At 59.5% G+C, this 25,019-nt stretch carries 28 protein-coding genes; 15 read left to right on the top strand and 13 right to left on the bottom strand.

The annotated features are described in order from the left end of the window. Positions 1-13: 13 nt before the first annotated feature. Positions 14-811, bottom strand: coding sequence for an NAD-dependent epimerase/dehydratase family protein (locus tag ASB65_RS07655; RefSeq protein ID WP_020812568.1), 798 nt, complete (start codon positions 809-811; stop codon positions 14-16). A gap of 139 nt (positions 812-950) precedes the next feature. On the opposite strand from ASB65_RS07655, the gene kduI reads away from it, so the two are divergent. From kduI to ASB65_RS07615, 8 genes are all read left to right on the top strand, one after another. Next, entirely contained in the window at positions 951-1,775 is an 825-nt protein-coding gene (gene kduI, locus ASB65_RS07650) for a 5-dehydro-4-deoxy-D-glucuronate isomerase (RefSeq protein WP_020812567.1), read from the top strand. Beyond that, complete coding sequence (kduD, locus tag ASB65_RS07645; protein WP_020812566.1) at positions 1,772-2,515, top strand: 2-dehydro-3-deoxy-D-gluconate 5-dehydrogenase KduD; 744 nt, start codon at positions 1,772-1,774, stop codon at positions 2,513-2,515. Before kduI ends, kduD begins: the two co-directional genes overlap by 4 nt. A 114-nt stretch (positions 2,516-2,629) precedes the next feature. Further along, positions 2,630-3,541, top strand: coding sequence for a 5-dehydro-4-deoxyglucarate dehydratase (gene kdgD, locus ASB65_RS07640; RefSeq protein ID WP_003508120.1), 912 nt, complete (start codon positions 2,630-2,632; stop codon positions 3,539-3,541). 24 nt (positions 3,542-3,565) lie between these two features. Beyond that, the gene (locus tag ASB65_RS07635; protein WP_060723518.1) at positions 3,566-4,702 is read left to right on the top strand and encodes a D-galactarolactone cycloisomerase; all 1,137 of its coding nucleotides are present in this window, start codon (positions 3,566-3,568) and stop codon (positions 4,700-4,702) included. After that, on the top strand, positions 4,699-5,577 hold the full coding sequence (locus ASB65_RS07630) for an amidohydrolase family protein (RefSeq protein ID WP_081088407.1): 879 nt from the start codon (positions 4,699-4,701) through the stop codon (positions 5,575-5,577). The genes ASB65_RS07635 and ASB65_RS07630 overlap by 4 nt, the downstream gene beginning before the upstream one ends. A 143-nt stretch (positions 5,578-5,720) precedes the next feature. Next, complete coding sequence (locus ASB65_RS07625; protein WP_060723533.1) at positions 5,721-6,698, top strand: TRAP transporter substrate-binding protein; 978 nt, start codon at positions 5,721-5,723, stop codon at positions 6,696-6,698. Between the two features lie 69 nt (positions 6,699-6,767). Beyond that, a complete protein-coding gene (locus tag ASB65_RS07620) occupies positions 6,768-7,289 on the top strand; it encodes a TRAP transporter small permease (RefSeq protein WP_020812561.1) in 522 nt (173 codons plus the stop codon). Between the two features lies 1 nt (position 7,290). After that, positions 7,291-8,571 carry a TRAP transporter large permease gene (locus ASB65_RS07615; RefSeq protein WP_020812560.1) on the top strand — a complete coding sequence of 427 codons (1,281 nt, stop codon included), beginning with the start codon at positions 7,291-7,293 and terminating at the stop codon, positions 8,569-8,571. Positions 8,572-8,600: 29 nt separating this feature from the next. Here ASB65_RS07615 and ASB65_RS07610 read toward each other — a convergent pair whose 3' ends face one another. Then, positions 8,601-9,527: an AraC family transcriptional regulator gene (locus ASB65_RS07610; RefSeq protein ID WP_060723516.1), complete on the bottom strand. Its 927-nt coding sequence runs from the start codon at positions 9,525-9,527 to the stop codon at positions 8,601-8,603. 212 nt (positions 9,528-9,739) lie between these two features. On the opposite strand from ASB65_RS07610, the gene ASB65_RS07605 reads away from it, so the two are divergent. The 6 genes from ASB65_RS07605 (at position 9,740) to ASB65_RS07580 (ending at position 16,728) form a co-directional block, all read left to right on the top strand. Next, entirely contained in the window at positions 9,740-10,621 is an 882-nt protein-coding gene (locus ASB65_RS07605) for a carbohydrate ABC transporter permease (RefSeq protein WP_004444977.1), read from the top strand. Positions 10,622-10,625: 4 nt separating this feature from the next. After that, on the top strand, positions 10,626-11,510 hold the full coding sequence (locus tag ASB65_RS07600; RefSeq protein WP_026372451.1) for a carbohydrate ABC transporter permease: 885 nt from the start codon (positions 10,626-10,628) through the stop codon (positions 11,508-11,510). 2 nt (positions 11,511-11,512) lie between these two features. Beyond that, positions 11,513-12,613: an ABC transporter ATP-binding protein gene (locus ASB65_RS07595; protein ID WP_060723515.1), complete on the top strand. Its 1,101-nt coding sequence runs from the start codon at positions 11,513-11,515 to the stop codon at positions 12,611-12,613. A gap of 43 nt (positions 12,614-12,656) precedes the next feature. Further along, positions 12,657-13,925, top strand: a complete 1,269-nt coding sequence (locus tag ASB65_RS07590; RefSeq protein ID WP_060723514.1) for an ABC transporter substrate-binding protein — start codon at positions 12,657-12,659, stop codon at positions 13,923-13,925. Between the two features lie 110 nt (positions 13,926-14,035). Continuing rightward, positions 14,036-15,589, top strand: a complete 1,554-nt coding sequence (locus tag ASB65_RS07585; RefSeq protein WP_060723513.1) for a glycoside hydrolase family 28 protein — start codon at positions 14,036-14,038, stop codon at positions 15,587-15,589. 8 nt (positions 15,590-15,597) lie between these two features. Continuing rightward, entirely contained in the window at positions 15,598-16,728 is a 1,131-nt protein-coding gene (locus ASB65_RS07580; RefSeq protein ID WP_060723512.1) for a glycoside hydrolase family 88/105 protein, read from the top strand. 12 nt (positions 16,729-16,740) lie between these two features. Here the strand turns inward: ASB65_RS07580 and ASB65_RS07575 are convergent, their stop codons facing one another. Continuing rightward, positions 16,741-16,977, bottom strand: a complete 237-nt coding sequence (locus tag ASB65_RS07575; protein ID WP_020810476.1) for an acyl carrier protein — start codon at positions 16,975-16,977, stop codon at positions 16,741-16,743. 310 nt (positions 16,978-17,287) lie between these two features. Here ASB65_RS07575 and ASB65_RS07570 point away from each other — a divergent pair, with 310 nt between their 5' ends. After that, entirely contained in the window at positions 17,288-18,385 is a 1,098-nt protein-coding gene (locus ASB65_RS07570) for an acyltransferase family protein (RefSeq protein WP_060723511.1), read from the top strand. Positions 18,386-18,765: 380 nt separating this feature from the next. Here ASB65_RS07570 and ASB65_RS07565 read toward each other — a convergent pair whose 3' ends face one another. From ASB65_RS07565 to ASB65_RS07530, 10 genes are all read right to left on the bottom strand, one after another. Then, entirely contained in the window at positions 18,766-19,053 is a 288-nt protein-coding gene (locus ASB65_RS07565; RefSeq protein ID WP_060723532.1) for a hypothetical protein, read from the bottom strand. A 548-nt stretch (positions 19,054-19,601) separates the two neighbouring features. Then, complete coding sequence (locus ASB65_RS28675) at positions 19,602-19,742, bottom strand: hypothetical protein (RefSeq protein ID WP_003508140.1); 141 nt, start codon at positions 19,740-19,742, stop codon at positions 19,602-19,604. 96 nt (positions 19,743-19,838) lie between these two features. Further along, the gene (locus ASB65_RS07560) at positions 19,839-20,054 is read right to left on the bottom strand and encodes a hypothetical protein (protein WP_003508141.1); all 216 of its coding nucleotides are present in this window, start codon (positions 20,052-20,054) and stop codon (positions 19,839-19,841) included. Between the two features lie 35 nt (positions 20,055-20,089). Further along, positions 20,090-20,326, bottom strand: a complete 237-nt coding sequence (gene rpsU, locus ASB65_RS07555) for a 30S ribosomal protein S21 (protein ID WP_020810479.1) — start codon at positions 20,324-20,326, stop codon at positions 20,090-20,092. 28 nt (positions 20,327-20,354) lie between these two features. After that, positions 20,355-20,645 (bottom strand): hypothetical protein, encoded by a 291-nt coding sequence (locus tag ASB65_RS07550; RefSeq protein ID WP_003508143.1) that lies wholly within the window; start codon positions 20,643-20,645, stop codon positions 20,355-20,357. 109 nt (positions 20,646-20,754) lie between these two features. Then, positions 20,755-20,964 carry a cold-shock protein gene (locus ASB65_RS07545; RefSeq protein WP_003508146.1) on the bottom strand — a complete coding sequence of 70 codons (210 nt, stop codon included), beginning with the start codon at positions 20,962-20,964 and terminating at the stop codon, positions 20,755-20,757. A gap of 281 nt (positions 20,965-21,245) precedes the next feature. Then, the gene (locus ASB65_RS28670; protein ID WP_174014761.1) at positions 21,246-21,416 is read right to left on the bottom strand and encodes a hypothetical protein; all 171 of its coding nucleotides are present in this window, start codon (positions 21,414-21,416) and stop codon (positions 21,246-21,248) included. 334 nt (positions 21,417-21,750) lie between these two features. Then, the gene (locus ASB65_RS07540; protein ID WP_060723510.1) at positions 21,751-22,986 is read right to left on the bottom strand and encodes a Gfo/Idh/MocA family protein; all 1,236 of its coding nucleotides are present in this window, start codon (positions 22,984-22,986) and stop codon (positions 21,751-21,753) included. A gap of 18 nt (positions 22,987-23,004) precedes the next feature. Beyond that, positions 23,005-23,826, bottom strand: coding sequence for a sugar phosphate isomerase/epimerase family protein (locus ASB65_RS07535; protein ID WP_060723509.1), 822 nt, complete (start codon positions 23,824-23,826; stop codon positions 23,005-23,007). A gap of 24 nt (positions 23,827-23,850) precedes the next feature. After that, on the bottom strand, positions 23,851-25,014 hold the full coding sequence (locus ASB65_RS07530) for a dihydrodipicolinate synthase family protein (protein ID WP_060723508.1): 1,164 nt from the start codon (positions 25,012-25,014) through the stop codon (positions 23,851-23,853). Between the last annotated feature and the right edge of the window lie 5 nt (positions 25,015-25,019).

Below are 25,019 nucleotides of genomic sequence, written 5' to 3'. Positions count from 1 at the left end.
TTCATGCGGCATCTCAGCTTTCCCTGAAGATCGGATTGTCGACGAACACGCCACCCTGAAACCGCACCAGCGCATCCTCAGGGGCAGGCTTCGGCGTTGTCGCTGATATATGCTGCCGGAAGGTCTCGGCATTGTCCTTCGGTTTCCAGCCGAGATAACCGAGATGCGAATTGTCCCACCAGCCGGCATCATTGGCCGATGCGCCCCAGACGACCGGGCAGCCGAGCACCGGTGCGCGAAACACCGCTTCGATCAGCGACACAAAATCATCGTATGAGAACCATGTGGAAAGCATGCGGTAATTGGTGGGTTCCGGTGTGCAGGAGCCGATGCGCACCAGCGCCGTCTCCTGCCCGAACTTCTCGAAATACATGCGGGCAAGGCTTTCGCCGAAACATTTGGAAACGCCGTAAAGCCCGTCCGGCCGGACGGGCACGTCGGGACCGAGCCTCTCGGTCTGGGAATAATAGCCAATTGTATGGTTTGAGCTGGCAAAGACGATGCGCGGCCGGCCATGGGCGCGGGCGGCCTCGTAGAGATTATAAAGCCCGATGATATTGCCCTGAAGGATTTGTTCGAAGGGCTTCTCCACCGATATGCCGCCCAGATGAACAATGCCGTCGCAACCGGCGACCATGGCATCCACGGCATTCGCATCCGCAAGGTCGCATTGCACGCATTCCTCGTTCGGCCCCGCCGGGTCGAGCGGGGCGAGATCGGCAAGACGCAATATCTCGGCCATCGGTGCAAGGCGTTCACGCATCACGCGGCCAAGCTGGCCCGCCGCACCGGTAACAAGAAGCCGTTTCATTGCAATTCTCCCAAGCCTGTTCCACGTCCGCAGCCTGGTCGAGATATGCCGGCACCTCTTGACCTTGTCATACAGATCGTACAAAAAGCGGATAACATATATTATGTGCCATACGCAACAATCATGAAGGATGAGTTTGATGCTGACCGTCGAAACAAGGCAGGCCGTGAACCCGGAATATGCAAAAACGCTGGATACCGAAGGGCTCCGCCGGCATTTCCTCGCCAACGACATGTTCCGTTCCGGTGAAATCAGGCTGATCTATACCCATTATGACCGTTTCGTCATGGGCGGCGCGGTGCCAAATGGTGCGCCGCTGACGCTGGACAAGGTGGAAGAAACCAAGACGCCGTCCTTCCTCGACCGGCGTGAAATGGGCATCGTCAATATCGGCGAGGCGGGCACCGTCAGCGCCGGCGGCGAGACCTACACGCTCAATCGCGGTGACGTGCTTTATCTCGGTGCGGGCAGCGGCGCGGTAACGTTTGATGGTGCCGGCCGATTCTACATCACGTCTTGCCCGGCGCATCGCAGCCTGCCGGCAAAGCTCGTCAGCCTTGCCGACAGCAAGGAGGTCAAGCTCGGCGCGACCGAAACCTCCAACAAGCGCACCATCAACCAGTTCATCCATCCGCTGGTCATGGAAAGCTGCCAGCTGGTGCTGGGTTATACGATGCTTGAGGACGGCTCCGTCTGGAACACCATTCCCTCGCATATTCATGACCGCCGCATGGAAGCCTATCTCTATTTCGGCATGGATGAAAAGTCGCGCGTCCTGCATCTGATGGGCGAGCCGCAGGAGACCCGCCATCTGTTCATTTCGAACGAAGAAGGCGCGATTTCGCCGCCCTGGTCCATCCATTCCGGTGCCGGCATCGGTTCTTACACCTTCATCTGGGCCATGGCGGGCGACAATGTCGACTATACCGACATGGACTTCATCCAGCCGGGGGATCTGAAATGAGAAATCCCTTTTCGCTTCAGGGGCGTAAGGCGCTCGTGACAGGCGCGAATACCGGTCTTGGTCAGGCGATTGCGGTGGGGCTCGCCGCAGCCGGTGCGGAGGTGGTCTGCGCCGCGCGCCGCGCACCGGATGAAACGCTTGATATCATCGCGAAGGATGGCGGCAAGGCGAGCGCCCTGTCGATCGATTTCGCCGATCCGCTGGCGGCGAAGGACAGTTTTGTCGATGCCGGCTTCGATATTCTCGTCAACAATGCCGGCATCATCCGCCGTGCCGATTCAGTCGAGTTTTCCGAACTCGACTGGGACGAGGTTATGGATGTCAATCTCAAGGCGCTGTTTTTTACCACGCAGGCCTTTGCGAAAGAGTTGTTGGCAAAAGGTCGGCCCGGCAAGGTGGTCAATATCGCCTCGCTCCTGTCGTTTCAGGGCGGCATTCGCGTCCCGTCCTACACGGCGGCGAAACATGGCGTCGCCGGTCTTACCAAGCTTCTGGCGAATGAGTGGGCTGCGAAGGGCATCAATGTGAATGCCATCGCGCCCGGTTACATCGAAACCAACAATACCGAGGCGCTGCGCGCTGATGCCGCCCGCAACAAGGCCATTCTCGAGCGTATTCCGGCGGGGCGGTGGGGCCATTCCGAAGATATCGCCGGCGCAGCGGTCTTTCTGGCTTCGCCGGCGGCGGATTATGTGCATGGCGCCATTCTCAATGTCGATGGCGGCTGGCTGGCGCGTTGATCTGTGACAGATTTTCGAAATTCATCATACAAGATGTATGATGAGTTGTTGACAAAGATGCGGCAAGCGGCTTAGGTGGCTTTCAGTCAGTGAACTTGCAGAGGAATTTCGATGATGAACCCTGAACAAATCAAGACGGCGCTTGGCTCCGGTCTGTTGTCTTTCCCGGTCACCCATTTCGATGCCGAGGGTCGTTTTGCGGCCGATAGCTACAGGGCGCATGTCGAATGGCTCGCCGGATACAAGGCGCCGGTGCTGTTTGCCGCCGGCGGCACGGGTGAGTTCTTTTCGCTGAAGCCGGATGAGATCCCCACCATCGTCTCCGCCGCCAAGGAAGTTGCCGGCGAAACCGCCATTGTTTCCGGCTGCGGTTACGGCACCGAGATCGCCGTTGATATTGCCCGCTCTGTCGAAAAGGTCGGTGCTGACGGTATCCTGCTTCTGCCGCATTACCTCATCGATGCGCCGCAGGAAGGGCTATACGCCCATATCAAGAAGGTGTGTCAGTCGGTCGGCATCGGCGTCATGGTCTATAACCGTGACAATTCCGTGCTGCAGGCCGATACGCTGGCGCGTCTCTGCGACGAATGCCCGAACCTCGTCGGTTTCAAGGACGGCACCGGCGATATCGGCCTTGTGCGCCAGATCACCGCCAAGATGGGTGACCGCCTGATGTATCTCGGCGGCATGCCGACGGCGGAACTGTTTGCCGAAGCCTATCTCGGCGCCGGCTTCACCACCTATTCCTCGGCGGTCTTCAACTTCGTGCCGGGCCTTGCCAATGAGTTCTATGCGGCGCTGCGTGCCGGTGAGCGCGCCACCTGCGAGCGCATCCTGACGGAGTTCTTCTATCCGTTCATGGCGATCCGCAACCGCGCCAAGGGTTACGCCGTCTCCGCCGTCAAGGCCGGCGTGCGCCTGCAGGGCTTCAACGCCGGTCCGGTGCGTGCGCCGCTGAAGGATCTGACGAATGAGGAAATCGGCATGCTCGATGCCCTGATCGGCACGCATAAGCGCAAACCCTAATCGAGACACGACGGGAGGCGAGCCATGAAAATCACGGCGGTGCGTACGCATCTGCTCGAGCACCGGCTGGACACGCCGTTTGAAAGCGCATCCATGCGCTTTGATCGACGCGCCCATATTCTGGTTGAGATCGAATGTGACGACGGGACCGTCGGCTGGGGTGAATGCCTCGGCCCGGCACGGCCGAATGCCGCCGTGGTTCAGGCTTATGCGGGCTGGCTTATCGGCCAGGACCCGCGCCAGACCGAAAAAATCTGGGCCATGCTTTATAATGCCCTGCGCGATCAGGGCCAGCGTGGCCTGAGCCTCACCGCATTGTCCGGCATCGACATTGCGCTCTGGGACATCAAGGGCAAGCACTACGGTGCTTCCATCTCGATGCTGCTCGGCGGGCGCTGGCGTGAAAGCGTGCGCGCCTATGCGACCGGCAGTTTCAAGCGCGATGGCGTTGACCGCGTCTCCGACAATGCCTTGGAGATGGCGGAACGCCGGGCAGAGGGTTTTCACGCCTGCAAGATTAAGATCGGTTTCGGTATCGAGGAAGACCTCAGAGTCATCGCTGCGGTGCGGGAGGCCATCGGGCCGGATATGCGGCTGATGATCGACGCCAATCACGGTTATACCGTCACCGAAGCCATCACGCTCGGCAATCGCGCTGCCGATTATGGTATCGACTGGTTTGAGGAACCGGTGGTTCCCGAACAGCTTGATGCCTATGCCCGGGTGCGGGCAGGTCAGCCAATCCCGGTTGCGGGCGGCGAGACCTGGCATGGGCGTTATGGCATGTGGCAGGCGCTTTCCGCTGGTGCTGTGGATATTCTCCAGCCCGATCTATGCGGCTGCGGCGGCTTTTCCGAAACCCAGAAGATTGCGACGCTTGCCACGCTGCACGGCGTGCGCATCGTGCCGCATGTCTGGGGGACCGGCGTGCAGATCGCCGCCGCCCTGCAATTCATGGCGGCGATGACGCCAGATCCGGTGCGCGTCAATCCGATAGAGCCGATCATGGAGTTCGACCGCACCTATAATCCCTTCCGCCAGGCCGTGCTGAGCAAGCCGATCGAGGCGGTAAACGGCACTGTCGCCATCCCCGATGGTCCGGGCCTTGGAATTGAGATCAACCGCGACGCATTGCTTGAATTCAGGATGCCAGACCCGTGAGCGAACCCGTCAGAAAACTGAGCGGCACAGCGCCTCGGCCCGCCTTCCCGAAAGGGGCCGTCGACACGCAGATGCATATGTATCTGCCCGGTTATCCGGCCTTGCCGGGCGGGCCGGGCCTGCCGCCGGGCGCCCTGCCGGGACCGGAGGACTATCGCAAGCTCATGCAATGGCTCGGCATCGATCGGGTCATCATCACTCAGGGAAACGCCCATCAGCGCGATAATGGCAACACGCTCGCCTGTGTTGCTGAGATGGGCGAAGCGGCCCGCGCCGTGGTCATTATCGATGCGAGTACGACCGAGAAGGACATGGAAAAGCTTGCCGCCGCCGGTGCCGTTGGCGCGCGCATCATGGATCTGCCTGGCGGTGCGGTGAACCTTTCCGAGCTTGAGGCGGTGGATGAGAGGGCGCACGCGGCTGACTGGATGGTGGCGGTGCAATTCGACGGCAATGGTCTTCTCGACCACCTGCCACGTCTTCAGAAAATCCGCTCACGCTGGGTGTTCGATCACCACGGCAAGTTCTTCAAGGGCATCAAAACGGACGGTCCGGAAATGACTGTTCTTCTGAAGCTGATGGATCGCGGCAATCTCTGGTTCAAGTTCGCCGGCGTCTATGAAAGTTCGCGGGAGAAGTGGCCCTATGAGGATGTCGCCGCCTTTTCGCGGGTGATCGCCGCCCATGCGCCGGAGCGCATCGTCTGGGGCACCAACTGGCCGCATAATTCGGTGCGCGAAACGGCTGCCTATCCGGACGATGCCCGCCTTGCCGAACTGACGCTCGGCTGGCTGCCGGATGAGGCGGCCCGTCATCGTGCATTGGTGGAAAATCCGGAAGCGCTGTTCAAGCTGCCGCCATTCAAGGCGGCATAGGTCAATTCGGGATGGGAGGGGAAGGGAGGTCCCATCATCCTTTTTAAATGAGAGGTCTTTGCATGCCGGCCCGGATGGGCGTGAAAAAATCGGTCCGATAGCCTTGGAGGGGCTGGGCCGTTTCAACAATGGAGGAGGAAAGCATGAAAAAGATTGCAAGCATGATGTGCGTCGCGATGGGGATCGCGCTATCAGGTGTGGCCGCCGGCGCGCAGGAGATAACCCTGCGCTCCGCCGATATCCACCCGGATGGTTATCCAACCGTCGAAGCCGTGAAATACATGGGCGAGCTGCTGGCCGAGCGAAGCAATGGCCGCATCAAGATCCAGGTCATGAACAATTCCGTTCTCGGCGGCGAGAAAGACACCATTGAGCAGACCCGTTTCGGCGTCATTGACATGAACCGCGTCAACGCCGCCCCCTTCAACAATCTGGTCAAGGAAACCACCGTTCTCGGTCTGCCGTTCCTGTTCCGCTCGACCGAGCACATGCACAATACGGTGGACGGCCCGATCGGCGATGAGGTTCTGGCAGCCTTCGAACCACACGGCCTTGTCGGCCTTGCCTTTTACGATTCCGGTGCGCGTTCCTTCTACACCACCAAAAAGCCCGTCGAAAAACTGGCGGACCTGAAGGGCCTGAAAATTCGCGTGCAGCAGTCCGATCTGTGGATTTCGATGATGCAGGCCTTTGGCGCCAACCCAACGCCGATGCCGATGGGTGAGGTCTATTCCTCACTTGAAACCGGCGTCGTTGACGGCGCCGAAAACAACTGGCCGTCTTACGAATCCGCCCGCCACTATGAAGTGGCGAAAAACTACTCGCTGACGGAGCATTCCCTCAATCCGGAAATTCTCGTCATTTCCAAGATTTCCTATGACAAGCTCTCGCCGGAAGACCAGAAGCTGCTGCGCCAGGCCGCCAAGGATTCCGTTGCCAAGATGCGCGAACTCTGGAGCGCCCGCGAAAAGGCGTCGGAAGAAAAAGTCCGCGCCGGCGGCGCCAACGTCATCAAGGTCAACAAAGAGGAATTCGCTGCGGCGATGGGTCCGGTCTACGACAAATTCGTCACCGATCCGAAGATGAAAGACCTTCTGGAACGGGTGAAAGCGGTCAAGTAACGCGCGGAAAACCGGCCCTGGACACAGGGCCGGTTTTCTTTTGTCGCCGTGGATGCGGAGGAACAGACAATGCGAAATTTCATGCGGGCAATCCGCCCCTTTCTCGGCGCGCTCAGCCACGCGTCGCTTTATATTGCCAGTATCGGTATGATCGCCATGACGCTCATCGTCGGGTGGCAGGTCTTTGCCCGTTACATCCTGAATGATTCACCCAGCTGGTCGGAGCCGCTGTCGCTGCATCTCATGTCATGGTTCATCATGCTGGGGGCAGCCGTCGGCGTGCGCGAAAGCGTGCATCTTGGGCTTGATATTCTGCGCTACATGATGTCGCCACGCGTGCAGAAAGTCATGGACTTGACCAGCCTTGCGCTCATCTTCTTCTTCGGCGTCGGTATGGCCTGGTATGGCGCCTCGCTTTCCATGGGCACGTGGTCGGCGACGATCCCGGTTCTCGGCTGGCCCGGCGGCACGGACTTCTTCCCGCTGATCGGCGGCGGTTTCCTCATTGCGCTGTTTTCCGCCGAACGATTCATCGATCTTATCATCGGCGAGGAAATCGCGGCTGACGTGATCGTGCAGGAGGCTGCGTAAAATGGCTTACACCATTCTCTTCGGCGTCTTCACCCTGCTGATGCTGATCGGCACGCCGATCGCGTTCTGCCTCGGCATCGCTTCCTTCGCCACGGTTCTTTATCTCGGCCTGCCACCCGTCGTTGTGTTCCAGCAGATGAATTCCGGCATGAATGTCTTTGCGATGATGGCGATCCCGTTCTTCATCTTCGCCGGAGACCTCATGGTGCGCGGCGGCATCGCCCATCGCCTCATCCGTTTTGCCGCCGGTCTCGTCGGGCACCTGCGCGGCGGCCTCGGTCAGGTCAATATCGTGGCCTCGACGTTGTTCGGCGGCATTTCCGGTTCGGCCGTCGCCGATGCCTCGGCTGTCGGCGGGCTGATGATCCCGCAAATGGCCAAACGCGGTTATGACAGGGATTATGCCGTCAATATCACCGTCAATGCCGCCATCATCGCGCTGATGATCCCGCCCTCGCATAACATGATCCTCTATTCGATTGCAGCGGGCGGCAATGTCTCGGTCGCCGATCTTTTCACCGCCGGCATCATTCCGGGCCTGCTTTTGGCCGCGGCGCTGATGGTGACGGCCTATATCGTCGCCCGCCGCAAGGGTTATCCATCCGAACCGTTTCCTGGCTTTTCGAAGCTGATGTATTATCTGCTGGCGTCGTTCCCCGGCATTCTGCTGATCGGCATCATCTTCGGCGGTGTGCGCTCGGGCATTTTCACCGCCACGGAAAGTTCCTGCATCGCCGTGCTCTATGCCTTCCTCGTAGCCATGCTGGTTTACCGCGAGCTGGACTGGAACGGTTTCGTGGAAGCGGTGATGGGTGCCGTCCGCACCACGGCCATGGTGTTGCTCGTCATCGGCACGGCGGCGTCCTTCGGTTGGCTGATGGCCTTCCTGCAGGTGCAGACGCTGATGATCGCCGCAATCAGCGCGATTTCGGACAATCCAATCATCGTGCTGCTGGTCATCAACGTCATCCTGCTGCTGCTCGGCACCTTCATGGACATGGCGCCCATGGTCATCATCTCCACGCCGGTGCTTTTGCCTGTCGTGAAGGCCTTCGGCATCGACCCCGTGCATTTCGGCGTCGTGATGATCCTGAATGCCGGCATCGGCCTCAACACGCCGCCGGTCGGAACGGTGCTCTTCGTCGGCTGCGCGGTGGGCGGCATATCGATACGGGAGGCGATGCGGACGATCTGGCCGTTCTTCGGCGCCAGCATCGCCGTGCTGCTCGCCGTCACCTATATTCCGTCGCTTTCCCTGTGGTTGCCGTCACTGTTCCGGTAACTCCGGAGGTTCCAAACAAGGAGGCCCCGCTATGCCGGGGCCTTTTCCATTTCGGCGGCAAGCAGCCTCTGTTGTTCATGCTCGTCAAACGCCATCAGATTGCCATGCCGGCTGCGGCGTATCCGGTTCATATGCTCGCGCGGACTTAGTCCCAGTGTGCGCTTGAACATGCGTGAGAAATAATAGGGGTCGCCATACCCCACCTCGGCGGCGGCCGCCGAGACTGAAAGCCCTGCCTCGAGAAAATGCATGGCGCGTTCCATGCGCTTGAATTCCTGATATTTCCGCGGCGTTCGACCCACCCGTTTCTGGAATTCGCGCAGGAAATAATCGCGATTATAGGGCGCTGCGTCTGTCGCCCGACCGGCAATGTCAGGGTCCAGCGGATTGGCCGAAATCATGGTGATCGCCTTCATCACCGCAAGGTCTAGGCCTTCCGTGCCTTCCGGTTGGAAACTCGGGCGGTCAACCCAGCCGAGGAAGGCGTCGTCGATGAAGGCGATCAGAAGCACCATGAAAAGATGGTGCTGGCCCAGTGTCACGGAGGAGGGCGGGGCGCTCTGCCGGTAGTGACGCACGAGCGGCTCCAAAAGCGGCCAGCGGCTCAGCCGTAGTTTCGGCTTCAGGTCCATCTGCGCGATCAGGTTGTGGCGGCCATAAATATCGAGCGTGAAATGCTGCGCCACGCCGCGATAGGTCATGGCCTGCTCGTTCCAGCCGACAAAGCGCTGCCCCTTCAAAATCAGCATCGCATCACCGGGCTCCAGCACCCTTGATTCGCCATCGATGAGATAATGCCCTCGCCCTTCCAGGCAGATGATGAGGTCGTCCACCTGGTTGGATTTGTCGATCTGCCAGGTGCGCGAATGTTCCATCTTGATCGTCGCGCGCGTCAGGTTGAGGTTCAGCGCCGCAGGTGGAACGGACGACAGAATACCACCTTCGATTTCGTCCATCTTTTTCCTCATCTTTGTTAATTCACCTTGGCGCGGAAATTTGGTTTTGTCATCGGATAAATCGCTTTTACGCGCCGTATCAATGAGGGAGGAGATCGGTCGCGGCAAGAAGTTGCGCCATCATGCGCCCGCCGCCGGCCGTTCCGGGAGATTCACTTGTACGAAATTGTATTCTGTCATTCGCGTTCCATCGGCGCGCGGGGAGGAGCATCATGAAATCTCAGCGCTTCCTTGGGCTGGGATATCTGACGCCTTACATCATCGGGCTGCTGGTCTTCACGGCAATCCCGTTTCTCGGTTCGCTCTATCTCAGCTTCACCCGTTACGACCTGATGAGCGATCCCAGCTGGGCTGGACTTGCCAATTACGAGCGGCTCTTCACCCGTGACCGCACCTTCATGAAATCGCTGAACGTTACCCTGTTCTACGTGTTTCTGACGGTGCCGCTGAAGCTTGCCTTCGCGCTGTTCATTGCGGCTATACTCAATTATAAGCTGCAATTCATCAACTTCTTCCGCACGGCCTTTTACGTGCCGTCCATCCTCGGTGGCTCCATCGCGATTGCGGTTCTGTGGCGCTACATCTTTGCAAGCGAGGGGCTCGCCAATATGGCGCTGGCGGCCGTCGGCCTGTCGCCGGTCGATTGGTTCGGTGATCCCGGCAACGCGCTTTTCACCATTACGCTGCTGCGCTGCTGGCAGTTCGGTTCGGCGATGGTGATCTTTCTCGCCGCCCTGCAATCCATCGACAAGTCGCTTTACGAGGCGGCCGCCATCGATGGCGCGGGCAAGGTCAGGACCTTCTTCTTCATCACGCTGCCGCTTTTGACACCCGTGATCTTCTTCAACCTCATCATGCAGATGGTGCAGGCGTTCCAGGAGTTCAACGGACCTTACATCATCACCCAGGGCGGGCCGCTGAAGTCCACTTACCTCCTGCCACTTTATATCTACGACGAGGCCTTCAAGAAGTTCAACATGGGCTACGCCTCCGCCATCGCCTGGGTGCTTTTCACCATCATCACCGTGCTGACCCTCGTGGCCTTCTGGTCCTCGAAGAAGTGGGTCTATTACGCCGGCGACAAGCGGAATTGATGCCATGACCGATATCGCAATCCTAAACGACATGCAGGCGGCCCGCCGGGCACGGCTCAGGCTGCTCTCCACCTCCGTCCGCTACGTGCTGCTGTTCGCCGTCGGCCTCGTCATGCTTTACCCGTTGATCTGGCTGGTGGGCGCAAGCTTCAAGACCAATTCGGAAATCTTCTCCGGCGCCGGTTTCATCCCGGAAAACCCGACGCTGGACGGCTATATCCGCGGCTGGGAAACCTCGACGCCCTATACGTTCGGCCGGTTCTTCTGGAATTCCTTCCTGATCATCCTGCCGAAGGTCATCGGCACGGCGATTTCCTGCACCATGGCGGCCTATGCCTTTGCCCGCTTCGATTTTCCGTTGAAGAAAATCCTGTTCGGGTCGGTCATCGCCATCCTGCTCCTGCCGAATGTCGTCACCCGCATTCCGCAATATATCCTCTTTCGTGATCTCGGCTGGCTGGATAGCTTCCTGCCGCTCTGGGTTCCCTCGGCGTTCGCCGGTGATGCGTTCTTCGTCTTCATGCTGGTGCAGTTCCTGCGCTCGCTGCCATCGGACATGGAAGAAGCCGCCCGGGTGGATGGCGCCAACAGCCTGCAGACGCTCGTTTATATCGTCGTGCCGATGCTGGCGCCGGCGCTGATCTCGGTTTGCCTGTTCCAGTTCATGTGGACGATGAACGATTTCCTTGGGCCGCTGATCTACCTGTCCTCGGTCGACAAATATCCGGTGAGCCTCGCGCTCAAACTCTCCATCGACACCACCGAAGCCTTTGAATGGAACCGCATCCTGGCGATGTCGGTGCTGACGATCGCGCCTGCGCTGATCGTGTTCTTTGCGGCGCAACGGTATTTCATTGAAGGGATCTCGTCTGGCGGGGTCAAGGGCTGAAAATGGCAAGCGTTCAACTTAAAAATCTCGAAAAAATCTACGGCGGCAGCTTCAAGGCCGTGCATGGTATCAATCTCGACGTCGAGGATGGCGAGTTCATGGTGTTCGTCGGCCCTTCCGGCTGCGCCAAATCCACGACGCTGCGTATGGTGGCGGGGCTGGAAGAAATCACCGGCGGTGAAATCCTGATCGGTGACCAGCGCGTCAACGACCTGCCGCCCGGCAAGCGCTCCATAGCCATGGTATTCCAGAACTATGCGCTTTATCCGCATATGAAGGTGCGCGGCAATCTGGCTTTTGGCCTGAAGATCGCCGGTGTCGCAAAACCCGAGATCGAAAAGGCGATCGAGAATGTCGCGCGCATTCTCGAAATCGAGCCGCTGCTTGACCGTCTCCCGAAGCAGCTTTCCGGCGGACAGGCGCAGCGTGTGGCGCTGGGTCGCGCGCTCATCAAGAAGCCTGGCGTGTTCCTGTTCGACGAGCCGCTGTCCAATCTCGATGCCAAGCTGCGCGCCTCCATGCGGGTACGCATCACCGATCTGCACCGCCAGCTGAAGGCGGAAGGCCTGTCCTCGACGGTCATTTACGTCACCCATGACCAGACCGAAGCCATGACCATGGGCGACCGCATCTGCGTGATGCAGGCCGGCCGCATCATGCAGGTCGCGACGCCGAAGGAGCTCTACAACCATCCCGCCAATCTGTTCGTGGCCGGTTTTATCGGTATGCCGGAAATGAACCTCGTGGATGTGGCCATCGACGGTGCGGAATTCGTCATTGGCGGGCAGCGCCTGCCGATCGGCGAACATCTTGAAAGGCGTCTTTCAGCAAAGCCGGTAGATGCCGTCATCGGCATCCGCCCGCAGCATCTTTCACTGGCGGAGGCCACCGATGGCCCGGCGCTGCAGGCGAAACTCACCAATGCGGAATTCATGGGCCACGAGGTCTATCTGCATGCCGATCTCGGCGGCCAGAAGCTGGTGAGCGTGGTCGGTGCGACGGAGTTCGAAGCGCTCGGGCGCGACGGCATCCTGCGGCTCAAACCGGACCCGGAGAAGCTGCATATTTTCGACAAGGCCGATGGCCGCAACGTCTCCCTGTGAGGAGGGGACGGGTGTGCCTGATTTTTCGAGGAGGAGAAGAACAATGAAGACGACGACAAGAATGATGGCGATGTTCGCCGGTGCCGCTTATGCCGCCATGGCGGCGGCCCCCGCTGCGGGTGCTGCGGAACTGCGCATGTCGTGGTGGGGCGGTGAAAGCCGTCATGTCGCCACCCAGAAGGCCATTGCCGCCTGCGGCGAGAAATACGGCCACACCGTGAAGGGCGAATTCACCGGCTTCGACGGTTATCTGGAAAAGCTCACCACGCAGATGGCCGGCAAGACGGAAGCCGATATCGTTCAGGTCAACTGGCCGTGGCTGCCGCTGTTTTCCAAGAACGGCGAAGGTTTTGCCGATCTGCGCCAGCTGAAACCGCTCGATCTTTCGCAATGGGCCGAGAGCGATCTGGAGGCAGGATCGATGAACGGCGTGCTGCAGGGGCTTTCCGTCTCCACCACCGGCCGCGTCTTCTTCTTTAACGCCACCACCTTCGAGAAGGCGGGCGTGGAAATTCCGAAGACCTGGGATGAGTTCTTCGCGGCAACCAAGACCATCAAGGAAAAGCTCGGCAAGGACTATTACACCTTCAATGCCGTGAAAGAGACCGCCCAGCTGCTCGTAACGCTGGCCATCGTGCAGAAGACGGGCAAGGATCTGGTCGACCCCAAGACCAACCGCGTGGCCTGGACGCCGCAGGAACTGGCAGAGGGCATCTCCTTCGTCGGCAAGCTGGTCGAAACCGGCTCCATCCGCTCCCAGAAAGAGGAGGCGGCCGATGGCAACGTCAATCTCTATGAAAAACCGTCCTGGTCCGAAGGCCGCATCGCCGGCTCCTATGAATGGGACTCGACCTATTCGAAATATGCCGATCCCCTGAAGGAGGGACAGGTTCTGAAACCGGTGCCGATGCTGAAGCTTGCCGATGCCGTGACGGAAGGCGTTTATCGCAAGCCCTCCATGGTATTTTCGATCTCGAAAAACTCCAAAAATCCGGAAGCGGCTGCTCAGATTCTGAACTGCCTGCTTAACGAGCCGGAGGGCGTCGACGCGCTTGGCACCTCGCGCGGTCTGCCGGCGTCGAAGGCTGCGGCGGCGCGTCTGGGTGACAAGGGCGAGCCGGAAGTGCGCGCCGCCAATGCCATCGTCATGGCGGCATCGGGACCGGTGGTTTCCCCCTTCAACGAACATCCGGAAATCCGCTCGGGCTTTATCGATACGCTTGAAGAATATGCCTATGGCCAGCTGACGGCGGAAGAGGCGGCCGAGCAGATCATCGATACGACCAACGATGTTCTTGCCAAGTTCGATTGATGACAATGGCCCGCCGCCTCTGGTGGCGGGCCCTCTATCCGGCTGCCGGATGATATGAAGCCTGTCCGCCAAGGGTTTGGCCGGCCATGCACGAAAGACGAGAAGAGAGCATGAACGAACCCCTTATCATCGCGTCTTCGGCGCGAACGGCAGCGCTTTGCCTTGCTGCGCCCGGCGCTCGATATTTCCTTCCGTCCAGAACGGAATGGCGTCTGATGTCGGAGGATGGCGACGAACGGAGCGGCGAAACCGCGACCGTCGTGACGCTGCTGCATGATCTATCCCCGGATACGCGCTATATCTTTAAAGCGGAAGGGTTCGGAAGGCTGGAGTTCAGAACTTCTCCCTGTGCCGGGCTTGTGGAGGCTGCGGCATTTCCCCTGACGCCGGATGTCGCGCTCGATGATGAAGAGGGTGCGCGCGCCAATGCGCAGGTGCTGGAAAGGGCGATTGCCGCCGTGCCGCAGGGCGGCGCGTTGCGGCTTGCAGCCGGTGTCTGGACCGCCTTTCCCGTGCGCCTCAAAAGCAACATGACCTTTCACCTTGCGCAGGGAGCCGTGCTGCGCGCGCCCTCCACCCGCAAGGGTTGGCAGATATTGTCCGCACGCGATGAGGCCGGCCGCATGCTGGGCAGCTGGGAAGGATTGCCGGATGCCTGTTTTGCCGCGCCGGTTCATGCCATCGGGGCAGATAAACTCGTCATCGAGGGTAGGGGCATTCTCGATGGCTCCGGCGACGCGGGCGACTGGTGGAGCTGGCCGAAAGAAACCCGCGGTGGCGCGCGCCGGCCGCGCGGCCTTCACCTCGTCTCCTGCCGGAAGACAAACCTGCTCGGTTTCACCATCCGAAACGCCGCCTCCTGGACGATCCATCCGCAAGGCTGCGAAGACTTGATCGCCGCCGGTCTCAGCATCGCCGCGCCGCATGACAGTCCGAACACCGATGGTTTCAATCCAGAAAGCTGCCGCAACGTCACGATATCAGGCGTGCGCTTTTCCGTCGGCGATGATTGCATCGCGGTGAAGGCGGGAAAGCGAGGCCCTGACGGCGAGGACGATCATCTCGCTGAAACACGCGGCGTGCGTGTAGGTCATTGCCTGATGGAGCGCGGCCATGGCGGCCTGGTGATCGGTTCGGAAATGTCCGGCGGTGTGCATGACGTGGCGGTTGAGGATTGCGACATGATCGGCACGGATCGCGGCCTGCGCCTCAAGACACGGCGCGGGCGGGGCGGCGCCGTCAGCAGCATCGCCATGCGCCGGGTGTTGCTGGATGGCGTGAAGACCGCGCTTTCCGCCAATGCCCACTACCATTGCGACGCCGATGGACATGACGAACAGGTGCAGTCGCGAAACCCTGCGCCGGTCGATGGCGGTACTCCCTTTATCGACGGCATTACCGTGGAGGACGTCGAAATCCGCAATCTCTCCCATGCTGCCGGCGCGTTTCTCGGTCTTCCCGAAGCGCCCATCCGCAATGTCGCCATCCGCAATCTCACCATCGTCTCGCGCGATCCGTCGGCCATCGCAACGCCGCCGATCATGGCCGACCGGGTGCGCCCCATGCGCCATGAGGCGATTGTTTTCGAACAGGCGCATATAGTCTGCGATAATCCCGCCCTGCTGAGCGACGCTTCCGTTTCCATTGTGTCAGATTCCGATTGAGAGAATCCATGAAAGCCACTGAATATTTTGATCAATTCTCTAACCGTTATCAGCACTACAAGGGCGGAAGCTGGTGTTATGAGGATGGATGTGTCTATCGCGGCTTGCAGCAGCTGTTTGGGGCGACCGGAGAGGCGCGCTGGAATGACCATCTGCACCGTCTGGCCGATGCACAGATAGCGGCTGACGGAGCGCTCGCCGGTTACGATCCGCAGGAATACAATATCGACCACGTCCTCGCCGGCCGCGTTCTCTTTCCCCTGGCGACGGAAACGGGCGATCCGCGTTACCTCGCCGCGGCGGAACATCTGGCGGGACAACTCCACGACCATCCGCGCATTGCCGCCGGGAATTACTGGCACAAGAAGCGTTATCCGCACCAGGTCTGGCTGGACGGGCTTTATATGGGACTTCCTTTCCAGATCGAATATGCGCAGGCGACGGGCCGAACAGAGCTGATCGACGATGCGCTGCGGCAGTTTTCAGCGGCGCTCGCGGCCACGGCGGATAGTGGCGGGCTTTATGCCCATGGTTACGACGACAGCCGCAGCCAGCGTTGGGCCGATCCTCAGAGCGGCAAGTCTCCCGCCATATGGGCGCGTGCGGTTGGCTGGCTCGCCATGGCGCTGGTGGACGCACTGACCATCCTGCCCGAGGATGGCGCGACGGCGGAGCTTCGGGAGAGCACACGACGTCTTCTGGCGGGCATCATCGCACGGCAGACTAAGACGGGCCTCTGGATGCAGGTTCTCGACAATCCGGGCCTTGCGGGCAATTATGAGGAAACATCCGCCTCGGCCATGTTTGCCTATGCCTTGCTGCACGCAGTGCGGCTGAAGCTTGTGCAGGGCGAAGAGGCGACTGCTGCCGTTTCGGCGGGCCGCCGCGCGCTTGAGACGCTTCTGGAAACGCGGCTGAAAGCCGATGAAGAGGGCGTGATGCGCCTCACCGGCATCGTGCATGTCGCGGGCCTTGGCGGCTTCGAGGGCAATTATCGCGATGGAACGCCGGAATATTATCTGACCGAACCGGTGGTGTCCGACGATGCTAAGGGTGTCGGGCCGTTGATGATGGCCTATGCCGAAAGCCTGCTTCTGGCCAAGCCGCAGGCTGTTTCAGCGGCGTCATCTGCGGGGTAAATTCCCCGTCGGTCACGCCTTGTTTTTTTCGATGAAACGGATGGCGTCGCCGACGGTCAGGATCGTGCTTGCGGCGGAATCTGGAATTTCCACTCCGAATTCCTCCTCGATTTCCATGACGATCTGAACCGTCTCCAAGGAATCCGCACCGAGATCGTCAGCAAAATTGGCATCGTCCACCACATTGGCGGGGTCGGCGCCAAGCTGGTCCACGATGATTTTTCTGATACGTTCTGCAATGGTGGACATGGTGAGACTCCGAAAAAGTTGCTTGCCGCCGAACCCGCCCGATCTGAATTTGCGCCGAAGATATCCAAGCGAAATCAAGCTGAATTCAAAAGGACAGGCCGCAGAGTCAAAGGGTCAAAAGATCGATGACATCCGGACGTAGCACGCCTTTCGCAGCCGCGAAAGGGTGTCGATCACCCTTTAGTACCCTATAATAATACGGGATGTTTGCCACGTTAACCAGTTTGTGACTGGCAGCGGCAAACCACTACGCGCTAAAGCTCGTTGCTTGTGAACTTTTAAATCCGCCAGCCACACCGAGCCTCACGCCATGGTCCAGTCGTCCCCGGAACGCTTCCTATTGCTCGACGGCATAAGGGGAGTGGCTGCCCTTTTCATCGTCCACCGCCATGCCGAGGATCTGTTCGGAAAAAGCACGGCTTCGAGCTATCTCGCCGTGGATTTGTTCTTTGCGCTCAGCGGCTTCGTGTTGGCGCATGCCTATAGCCGGAAGCTGAGCGAAGGGGCGATTACACCGGGCTTTTTTTTGAAGGCGCGCTTTGCGCGTCTTTACCCTCTTTATGCGCTGGCGCTGGCGTTGATGGCGGCTTATTTCATCTGCCTCTACGTGCTGGGCGTGCCGACGCCGATCGACGATTTGCATCGTCTTGTCGATCCCGGCGAGCTCGCTTTTGCCCTTTTCACGGGGCTGCTGTTTTTGCCGGCGCCCTTCACGCTGACCCTGAACGGCGCGTTGTTTCTCGTCAGCCCTGCATGGTCGCTTTTCAACGAACTTGTGGTGAATGCGTTTTATGCCCGCTGGGGTGTTCGGGCCACGACGAGACAGACCGCTGTGGTGCTCACCGTCAGCGCGCTTGTGCTGATGGTGGCGGCCGCCGAGTTCGGCCGTTTGCATGCGGGGTTTCGCTGGCACGAAATGTATGCGGGCATGGGCCGGGTGTTCTTCTCGTTTTTTGCCGGCGTGCTGATTTACCGTTTCCGCAATCGCGTACCGCAGTTGAAACCCTTTCAGGCGGCGCTTTGCCTTTTGCTGGTCTGTTTCATTCTGGCTGTGCCCATGTCGCGGGAGCTTCGGCCGTTCTTCGATCTTGCGGTTGTCCTGTTTGTCTGGCCGCTGCTGCTATTCGTGGCCAGCAAGACGGTTCCGGGGCGCGGGGTGGGAATGGTGTCGGTGTTTCTCGGCACGGCGTCCTATGCGGTCTATGTGCTGCATATTCCGCTTCTGGCCTGGACGGAGTTTCTGATCCCGGTGTGGCACAGGGAAAATCTCGCTTTGCCGGCGGGCATTGTTTTTCTCATCGCCACGACGTGCCTGTCATGGTGGCTGACGGTTTATTATGACCAGCCCGTTCAGAAATGGCTGAAGAACCGGTTGAGAAATCGGAGTGAAACCCGCCAGCCGGTATGATCCTGTCTTGCGGCTGCGAACCTCAATAATGGGCGAAAATCGGGGCTGTCAGCACGAAAGCTGCGACGAGGCTGATGATCGTCAGTTTCGCCGCTCGCATGCGGCGCATTTTGCGGCCGCTCCAGTCATACGTCATACTCACCTCCACGCAGACGCAAAACTTACCGGCATGGGGACAGTCGGGACCCGGCGCAGGCCGGTCATGGTCCCGCAACTCACCTGATGCACATTCCATACTCAAGCTTCCCGGATGCGCCTGATCGCGCGCGGGACGCTCAATTTCAGTGTTGCCTGATATACGGCTTTTGCCAAGCCGTTATTTTCATCGGTGATTTTGAAGGCCGCTTCGCGTGGTTGCCACGAAAAGGGCGGCAACAGCATCACCGGTAAAGAGGCGGCAGACCCTGAATGGCATAACGCGGCAGCGGTCTCCACGGTCTTACGCGTTCATGTTTGTGAACGCCGAACAGAAACAGCATTTCCTCCGAGATATCGGCGGGGTCGGTCAAGCCATCCTGAAAGAGCTGGATCACCTTGCGGGCGGCATTGTTGTAGAGAACGATTTCTTCATCCATGGTGTGGCGATCATAACCGAGACCTTCCAGCACGGACTGGAGCATTTTGAGGTCCTGCGATGTGATGATGCAATTTTCATATGCGGAAGACATGGCGTCCTCCTTTCTTGTGAGGTTCACAAAAGCCGGAGCGTCGCGCTGCCATCCGGAGATGGTGCGAGGACGCTTCAACGCCTTGAGACGCGGGCAGCGCCAGGGAAACCGTTGCCGGCCCGTGGCGTCATGCATGTCGCGTGAATTCCGAATCGCTTCCCTGGTGGTCAGCAGGCGGGACAGGGCTGGAAATGCAGCAGGCCTGACGGTGGCAACGCCCTTTAATTACCGATGAAGAAGCGTGCGCCGTTTATGGGGAATAGGCAAGTTAATTCCGTTACCGCAGGGAATATGCAGCATTCGCTGCCGCAGGCAACAAAAAAGGCCGGGGCAATATTGCACCGACCTTCCTCATATCGCTCTCAACACCAGTGCCAGTACATCCGTGGTCAAAAGTCTGAAGCGACTAAAACAACTGCGAACATCGATTTCATTCGCGCTCACCAGCAGTTGCCATGAGAGCTATTTAAACTGGCAATGTGGCCAAAACAAGTCCGGCGCCTATCGCGATGTTTTTATTCGTCGTGGCTTGCCGGCTGCGCGTCGCACTACTTCTTTTTGCCGTCCGCTGTCGTGGCATTTGCGAACTTGACCTGCGAACCGGCTGGCGGCGCTGCAGCCACTTTCGCCGTCTTGTCCTTCTTCGGTTTTCGGACTTCCTTGTTACTGCGCAATTGACCCTTGGCCATGGTGTCCTCCTCCTGTTGGATTGATGGGGCCTTGAGCGGGTATGAGATAATCCGTTCAAGACCCGTTCGATCGTCGATGCTGGAAATCCCGTCCGGCTATTTCTTGCCGGATCGTTTTTTTGCGGAAACGGGCGTGTCGGTTATGATCGTCGCTTCCTGGGCTTCGCGAAGCTGGCGAAGGCGTTCCGTTTTGCGGGCGCGCTGAGCGGCCTCGGCGTTTATGATCTGCTTTGCGGCGCTATCCGTCAGTGACGCCTTGTCCTGCGCGGATAGTTTGCCGGGTTTGAAAAAAGCTTCTTTTGTCGCAGCCATGGCATTCTCCTTTACGGAAGAGCAGTATCGAACGGCTAGCGGGGGCGGGCAACCTTTTTGGGGGCGGGCAACAGCCCTTCGCGCTGCATTTTTTTCTTCGCCAGCTTGCGGTGGCGGCGCACGGCCTCTGCTTCTTCGCGGACGCGCTTTTCCGAGGGCTTTTCATAGGACTGCCGGGCCCGCATCTCGCGGAAAATGCCCTCACGCTGCATTCTCTTTTTCAGAACGCGAAGGGCCTGCTCTATATTATTGTCTCGAACGAGTACCTGCACGAATATCTCCTTTATGCAGCCGCAGCTGCTATTTTCTGATTTTAATCCTGTCCGGATTGATCCAGCTCGATCCCGTTTCGCGCGCCGATGGGCTTTCGCTGTTGCGCGACGGCGATGGCGCCGAGGTGGGCGCACTTATTTCATCGAGTGCGATGTTGCGCTCGAAATTTTCATGCTGGAAACGCACCCTGTAGCGTACAGTTCCCTGCGCTTCGGGCAGGATCGATACGACCCTGCCAGGACCGTCGGGCTGGTTGTTGCCCAGCACGCCTGGCTTCAAGAATATGGCATCGCCGCATCGGTAGGGATTTTTACGCATGAGGACCTCCATGGCCCAAAAACAAAAGGCCGGGCTTTGACCCGACCTCTCACAATCACTTAAACCTGCAGCCAGTACATCCGTGGTCTGCGGGGTCAAATGACGAATATCAAGCTGCCTGAAGGTTGTCAGCCGAGCTCTTGCCGGACCGACGGTCCTGGACGATCTCGTAGCTGATCTTCTGGCCGTCGTTCAGCGAACGCATGCCAGCGCGCTCAACAGCGGAAATGTGAACGAAAACGTCCGTGCCGCCGTTGTCAGGCTGAATGAAGCCGAAGCCCTTGGTGGCGTTGAACCACTTTACAGTACCAGTGTTCATAACGATTTCCTTTCGTAGAATCGTTGTGGTTCCCGCGATACCTTGCGGGATAAGATCGATTATTTGAGAGGAAATCCGACGGGGAACAGTCTGTTCCAGAACGACGTCACAAGCAATGGTCGATATCCAAAATATAGGCTCAATTTTTGATTTTGCAATGGGCGGAGAACAAAAAAGCACCGGCGAGCCACTGCCCAGCGGGTAAGTATCTGGTTCAGGACACTATTTCCCGATCGCCGCAGAGTCCTTCGGGCTTGGCGCGGCCCTCCGTCCCGTGCGCATCAACCCGCGCCGGGAGACACGTCTTTCTCACCGTCATCCGGCAGGCTGCCCGCGCCCGGCGTCTTGTCATAGTCGGTGAGGGAGGGTTTGGCATGCGGGCCGGCGGGGGGAATGTCGTTCGGGCTGGAAGGCCCTTTTTCAACGGTTTTCGATTTCTTTTTCTTCGTCATATTGCGTCCTCCTTGCAGGGAAAACGCCGGAGAAAAGGTACTGGTTCCGCCTCCACGCCGCGCGGGCGCGTTTTTCCGCCATCAGCGGCGGGAACGCGGGTTTTTCTCTTCCCGGTTCATATCTCGCCCCACCCATTTGAAGAATACGACGAGGCTGACGCCGATGATGATGAGCGGAACGAAGGATTCAAAACTGGACATGACTCACTCTTTCTTCCCCCGGCGATCATTTTATCGGCAGGGAAGAAGCGCGTAATCTGCGGAATATCGTCCGTTCTTTTTTGGTAATTGCCGTCTGCGGCCCATCTGTCGACGAGGCCGCAGGCTGTCGCGGCTAAACTGGCAGCGATTTCACCGCCGCTGTGCCGCCCTCACGGGCGCTTTTCAGCGCGGCCACGCCTGTCAGAACGGACATCGCGCCGGCGCGTGAACCCGCCCGCTGCCGCAGCCGGTCGTTCGAGCCCGGCTTGAAGATCATGTCTCGCATGCGGTTGTCGCCGCCATAGTGGCCGCCTGGCTCATGCGGCACCCATATGCGTTCAACACCGCCGCCGAAGCTTTTCACCAGCAGGATTTCGTCGGCCGGCGGCTCCGTCCAGGGCTGCTTTTCATATTGGCGCATTTCGATACGGCCTTTATGGCCGTTGAAGGCAATATGGTGGCCCTCGATCGGCATATAGGTGTTGAGCGAATAGGAGACCTGCACGCCGCTGGCATAGCGGATCGAGGCGCTCATGGTGTCGGGAATGTCGATTTCCTCGCGGAAGACGCAGGCATCGCGCATATAGCCGTCCACCGCCGAAGGGTCCTCATAGAGTGCATCGAGGAAAGGATCGGCGCTGAGGTCCATGAAATAATCGCACTCGTTTTTGTGTGGACAGGTGCGACAGCGTGTTCCCCGGAACGGGCCGTTCTTGCCATAATGCAGCAACTGTCCGAACCCCTTTACCTCCACGGGATCGGAATCGAGATACCAGTTCAGAAGATCGAAATGGTGCGTGGCCTTGTGCACGAACAGGCTACCGGAATGTTCGGTGAAGGCGTGCCAGCGGCGGAAATAATCCGCGCCGTGCTGGTTATCGAGATACCAGTGAAAATCGACCGAGGTGACGGTGCCGATTGCACCCTCATCGATCAGCTCCTTGATGCGTGCGGCGGTGGGAGAAAAACGATAGTTGAAGGAGACATCCACACGGCGGCCGCTTTTCGCCTCCGCGGCGCGAATACGGTCAATCTTTTCCGGGGTGGTGGTCATGGGCTTTTCGCTGATGACATCGGCCCCGCCTTCCAGCGCGCGGATGATGATGTCGTCGTGAGTATCGTCAGGCGTGCAGACGATGACGAGTTCCGGGCGCTGCTCCTCCATCATCCGGTCGAAATCGTCGTAAAGCGGCGCGCTCGATCCCATCATGGTGCGGGCGCGTTCGGCGCGCATCAGGTTCAGGTCGCAAATGCCGACCAGTTCGACATAGTCGCTCCAGCCGGCCAGCAATTCGCGGCCCCACATGGTGGTGCCGCGATTGCCGGTGCCGACCAGCGCATAGCGTTTGCGTCTCACCTTTTCAGGCATTGTCTCTCTCCCGGATAATCAACAAACAGTCTTGAAACGCTCGACCACAGTGGCGAGGACCTCGTCCACCGGCCGCGCCTGCCAGCGATGCGAAAAGATTTCCACTTCCTGCGGGCCGTGGAAGCCGGCTGCCTCGATCATGGCGCGAAATGCCTTAAGGTCAATCACGCCGTCGCCCATCATGCCGCGATCATTGAGCGGATCGGTGGTAGGCACCAGCCAGTCGCAGATGTGATGCGCCAGAATTTGCCCGTTCCTTCCCGCACGCGCCACTTGCTCCTCCAGTTCAGGGTCCCACCAGACGTGGTAGACATCGATCGCAACGCCTGTTCCCGACCCTAACCTGTCGCAGAGATCGAGCGACTGTTTCAGCGTGTTGAAGCAGGCGCGGTCAGCGGCATAGAAGGGATGCAGCGGTTCGATGGCGAGCGGGACGCCGGCGGCGCGGGCATAGGGGAGCAGTTCGGCCATGCCGTCCTCCACCATCTGCCGCGCACCTTTCAGATCGCGCGAGCCGGCGGGCAGGCCGCCCACGACAAGCACAAGGCAATCGGCTTTCATTGCGGCGGCTTCATCGACGGCGCGTTTATTGTCTTCGATGGCGAGGCGACGACCCTCGGCGTCGGGGGCGGGGAAGAAGCCGCCACGGCAATGGCCGCTGAGACGCAGCCCGTTCCGTTCGACGATGCGGGCGGCTTCGGCAAGCCCGACACCGTGCACCTGCTCGCGCCAGGGCGAGATGGCGGTGATGCCGTGCGCAAGGCAGGCATCGACAATAGCGCCGAAATCGCCACCCTGCCGCACGGTGGCGAAATTGATGGAAAGGCCTTCAAGGCTCATGTCGGTATCTCCCCTCATTCTGTTTCAGCTGATACCCCGGACGGCGAGAAACGCCTTCATGCGCTGCGTCGCCAGATCCGGCTCTGCAAGCACATTGGCTTTGTCCGCCAGCCGGAAAAGCTCGGCGAAATGCTGCGTGGAGCGGGTGCTTTCCTGGCCGCCAACCATGGTGAAATGGTCCTGTAACCCGTTGAGGTAGGCGAGAAACACTACACCGGTCTTGTAGAAGCGGGTCGGGGCCTTGAAGATATGGCGCGAAAGCGCCACCGTCGGCTCCAGAATGTCGAAGAATTCATTGTCCGCGCCACGCTTCAGGCTGGCCAGCGCCCTGGAGGCGGCCGGCGCAATGGCGTCGAAAATGCCGAGCAGCGCATCCGAATGGCCCTGTTCGTCGCCGGCGATCAGTTCGGCATAGTTGAAATCGTCGCCGGTATACATGCGCACGCCAGCCGGCAGGCGACGACGCATGACGATTTCCTTTTCCTTGGAAAGAAGCGAAATCTTGATGCCGTCGATCTTGTCGGCATTCTCCTCGATCATGGCAAGGCAGGTTTCCATGGCCGTCATATGGTCGCCCGAACCCCAATAGCCCTCCAGCGCCGGGTCGAACATTTCGCCCAGCCAGTGGATCACCACTTTTCCTTCCACACGGGAGAGAACCCTGGCATAAGCCCTCAGATAATCATCCGGCGAGCGGGCGGCAGCGGCCAGCGCGCGGCTGGCCATCAGGATCACGCGTCCACCTTCTCCCTGAACAAAATCAAGCTGTTCAAGGTAAGAGTCGACAATCTTGTTGAGGTCGTAACCACTGCCATTGAGATGGTCGGTGCCCACCCCGCAGGCAATCAGCGCATCCTTGCGGCTGGCGGCTTCCTTCAGCGAACGGGAGATGAGTTCCTGCGCCTGCGGCCACGCCAGCCCCATGCCGCGCTGCGCCGTATCCATCGCCTCGGCGACACCGAGGCCGAGGTCCCACAGGCGGTGACGGAAGCGCAGCGTGGCGTCCCAGTCGATGGCGGGCGTGAGCCACGGATCATTATCGGCAAGCGGATCGGCCACCACATGGGCGGCTGCGAAAGCGACGCGGTTGAAATCCGCAGCACTTCGTTTTTCAACGGCGACCGGCGTGCCTGAGAGTTTGTAGACCTCGATGCTGCGGTCGTCTTTCGGAAGCTTGAGCTCGCTCACATCAG

The organism is Agrobacterium tumefaciens str. B6 (genome assembly GCF_001541315.1).
Taxonomy (GTDB): Bacteria; Pseudomonadota; Alphaproteobacteria; order Rhizobiales; family Rhizobiaceae; genus Agrobacterium; species Agrobacterium radiobacter.
Note: the sequence above shows the minus strand (reverse complement) of the source record. Positions and strands in the feature narration are given on the sequence as shown.

Excerpts from the sequence above, each read along its gene's own strand:
- ASB65_RS28675 (WP_003508140.1), bottom strand. The coding sequence starts at position 19,742 with ATGGCCAAGGGTCAATTGCGCAGTAACAAGGAAGTCCGAAAACCGAAG.
- ASB65_RS07540 (WP_060723510.1), bottom strand. The coding sequence starts at position 22,986 with ATGCCTGAAAAGGTGAGACGCAAACGCTATGCGCTGGTCGGCACCGGC.
- ASB65_RS07545 (WP_003508146.1), bottom strand. The coding sequence starts at position 20,964 with ATGAACACTGGTACTGTAAAGTGGTTCAACGCCACCAAGGGCTTCGGC.
- ASB65_RS07580 (WP_060723512.1), top strand. The coding sequence starts at position 15,598 with ATGAAAGCCACTGAATATTTTGATCAATTCTCTAACCGTTATCAGCAC.
- ASB65_RS07535 (WP_060723509.1), bottom strand. The coding sequence starts at position 23,826 with ATGAGCCTTGAAGGCCTTTCCATCAATTTCGCCACCGTGCGGCAGGGT.
- ASB65_RS07570 (WP_060723511.1), top strand. The coding sequence starts at position 17,288 with ATGGTCCAGTCGTCCCCGGAACGCTTCCTATTGCTCGACGGCATAAGG.
- ASB65_RS28670 (WP_174014761.1), bottom strand. The coding sequence starts at position 21,416 with ATGACGAAGAAAAAGAAATCGAAAACCGTTGAAAAAGGGCCTTCCAGC.
- kduI (WP_020812567.1), top strand. The coding sequence starts at position 951 with ATGCTGACCGTCGAAACAAGGCAGGCCGTGAACCCGGAATATGCAAAA.
- ASB65_RS07615 (WP_020812560.1), top strand. The coding sequence starts at position 7,291 with ATGGCTTACACCATTCTCTTCGGCGTCTTCACCCTGCTGATGCTGATC.
- ASB65_RS07585 (WP_060723513.1), top strand. The coding sequence starts at position 14,036 with ATGAACGAACCCCTTATCATCGCGTCTTCGGCGCGAACGGCAGCGCTT.
- ASB65_RS07590 (WP_060723514.1), top strand. The coding sequence starts at position 12,657 with ATGAAGACGACGACAAGAATGATGGCGATGTTCGCCGGTGCCGCTTAT.
- ASB65_RS07565 (WP_060723532.1), bottom strand. The coding sequence starts at position 19,053 with ATGTCTTCCGCATATGAAAATTGCATCATCACATCGCAGGACCTCAAA.
- ASB65_RS07620 (WP_020812561.1), top strand. The coding sequence starts at position 6,768 with ATGCGAAATTTCATGCGGGCAATCCGCCCCTTTCTCGGCGCGCTCAGC.
- kdgD (WP_003508120.1), top strand. The coding sequence starts at position 2,630 with ATGAACCCTGAACAAATCAAGACGGCGCTTGGCTCCGGTCTGTTGTCT.
- ASB65_RS07625 (WP_060723533.1), top strand. The coding sequence starts at position 5,721 with ATGAAAAAGATTGCAAGCATGATGTGCGTCGCGATGGGGATCGCGCTA.
- ASB65_RS07575 (WP_020810476.1), bottom strand. The coding sequence starts at position 16,977 with ATGTCCACCATTGCAGAACGTATCAGAAAAATCATCGTGGACCAGCTT.
- ASB65_RS07550 (WP_003508143.1), bottom strand. The coding sequence starts at position 20,645 with ATGCGTAAAAATCCCTACCGATGCGGCGATGCCATATTCTTGAAGCCA.
- kduD (WP_020812566.1), top strand. The coding sequence starts at position 1,772 with ATGAGAAATCCCTTTTCGCTTCAGGGGCGTAAGGCGCTCGTGACAGGC.
- ASB65_RS07595 (WP_060723515.1), top strand. The coding sequence starts at position 11,513 with ATGGCAAGCGTTCAACTTAAAAATCTCGAAAAAATCTACGGCGGCAGC.
- ASB65_RS07600 (WP_026372451.1), top strand. The coding sequence starts at position 10,626 with ATGACCGATATCGCAATCCTAAACGACATGCAGGCGGCCCGCCGGGCA.
- ASB65_RS07655 (WP_020812568.1), bottom strand. The coding sequence starts at position 811 with ATGAAACGGCTTCTTGTTACCGGTGCGGCGGGCCAGCTTGGCCGCGTG.
- ASB65_RS07560 (WP_003508141.1), bottom strand. The coding sequence starts at position 20,054 with ATGGCTGCGACAAAAGAAGCTTTTTTCAAACCCGGCAAACTATCCGCG.
- ASB65_RS07635 (WP_060723518.1), top strand. The coding sequence starts at position 3,566 with ATGAAAATCACGGCGGTGCGTACGCATCTGCTCGAGCACCGGCTGGAC.
- ASB65_RS07610 (WP_060723516.1), bottom strand. The coding sequence starts at position 9,527 with ATGGACGAAATCGAAGGTGGTATTCTGTCGTCCGTTCCACCTGCGGCG.
- ASB65_RS07605 (WP_004444977.1), top strand. The coding sequence starts at position 9,740 with ATGAAATCTCAGCGCTTCCTTGGGCTGGGATATCTGACGCCTTACATC.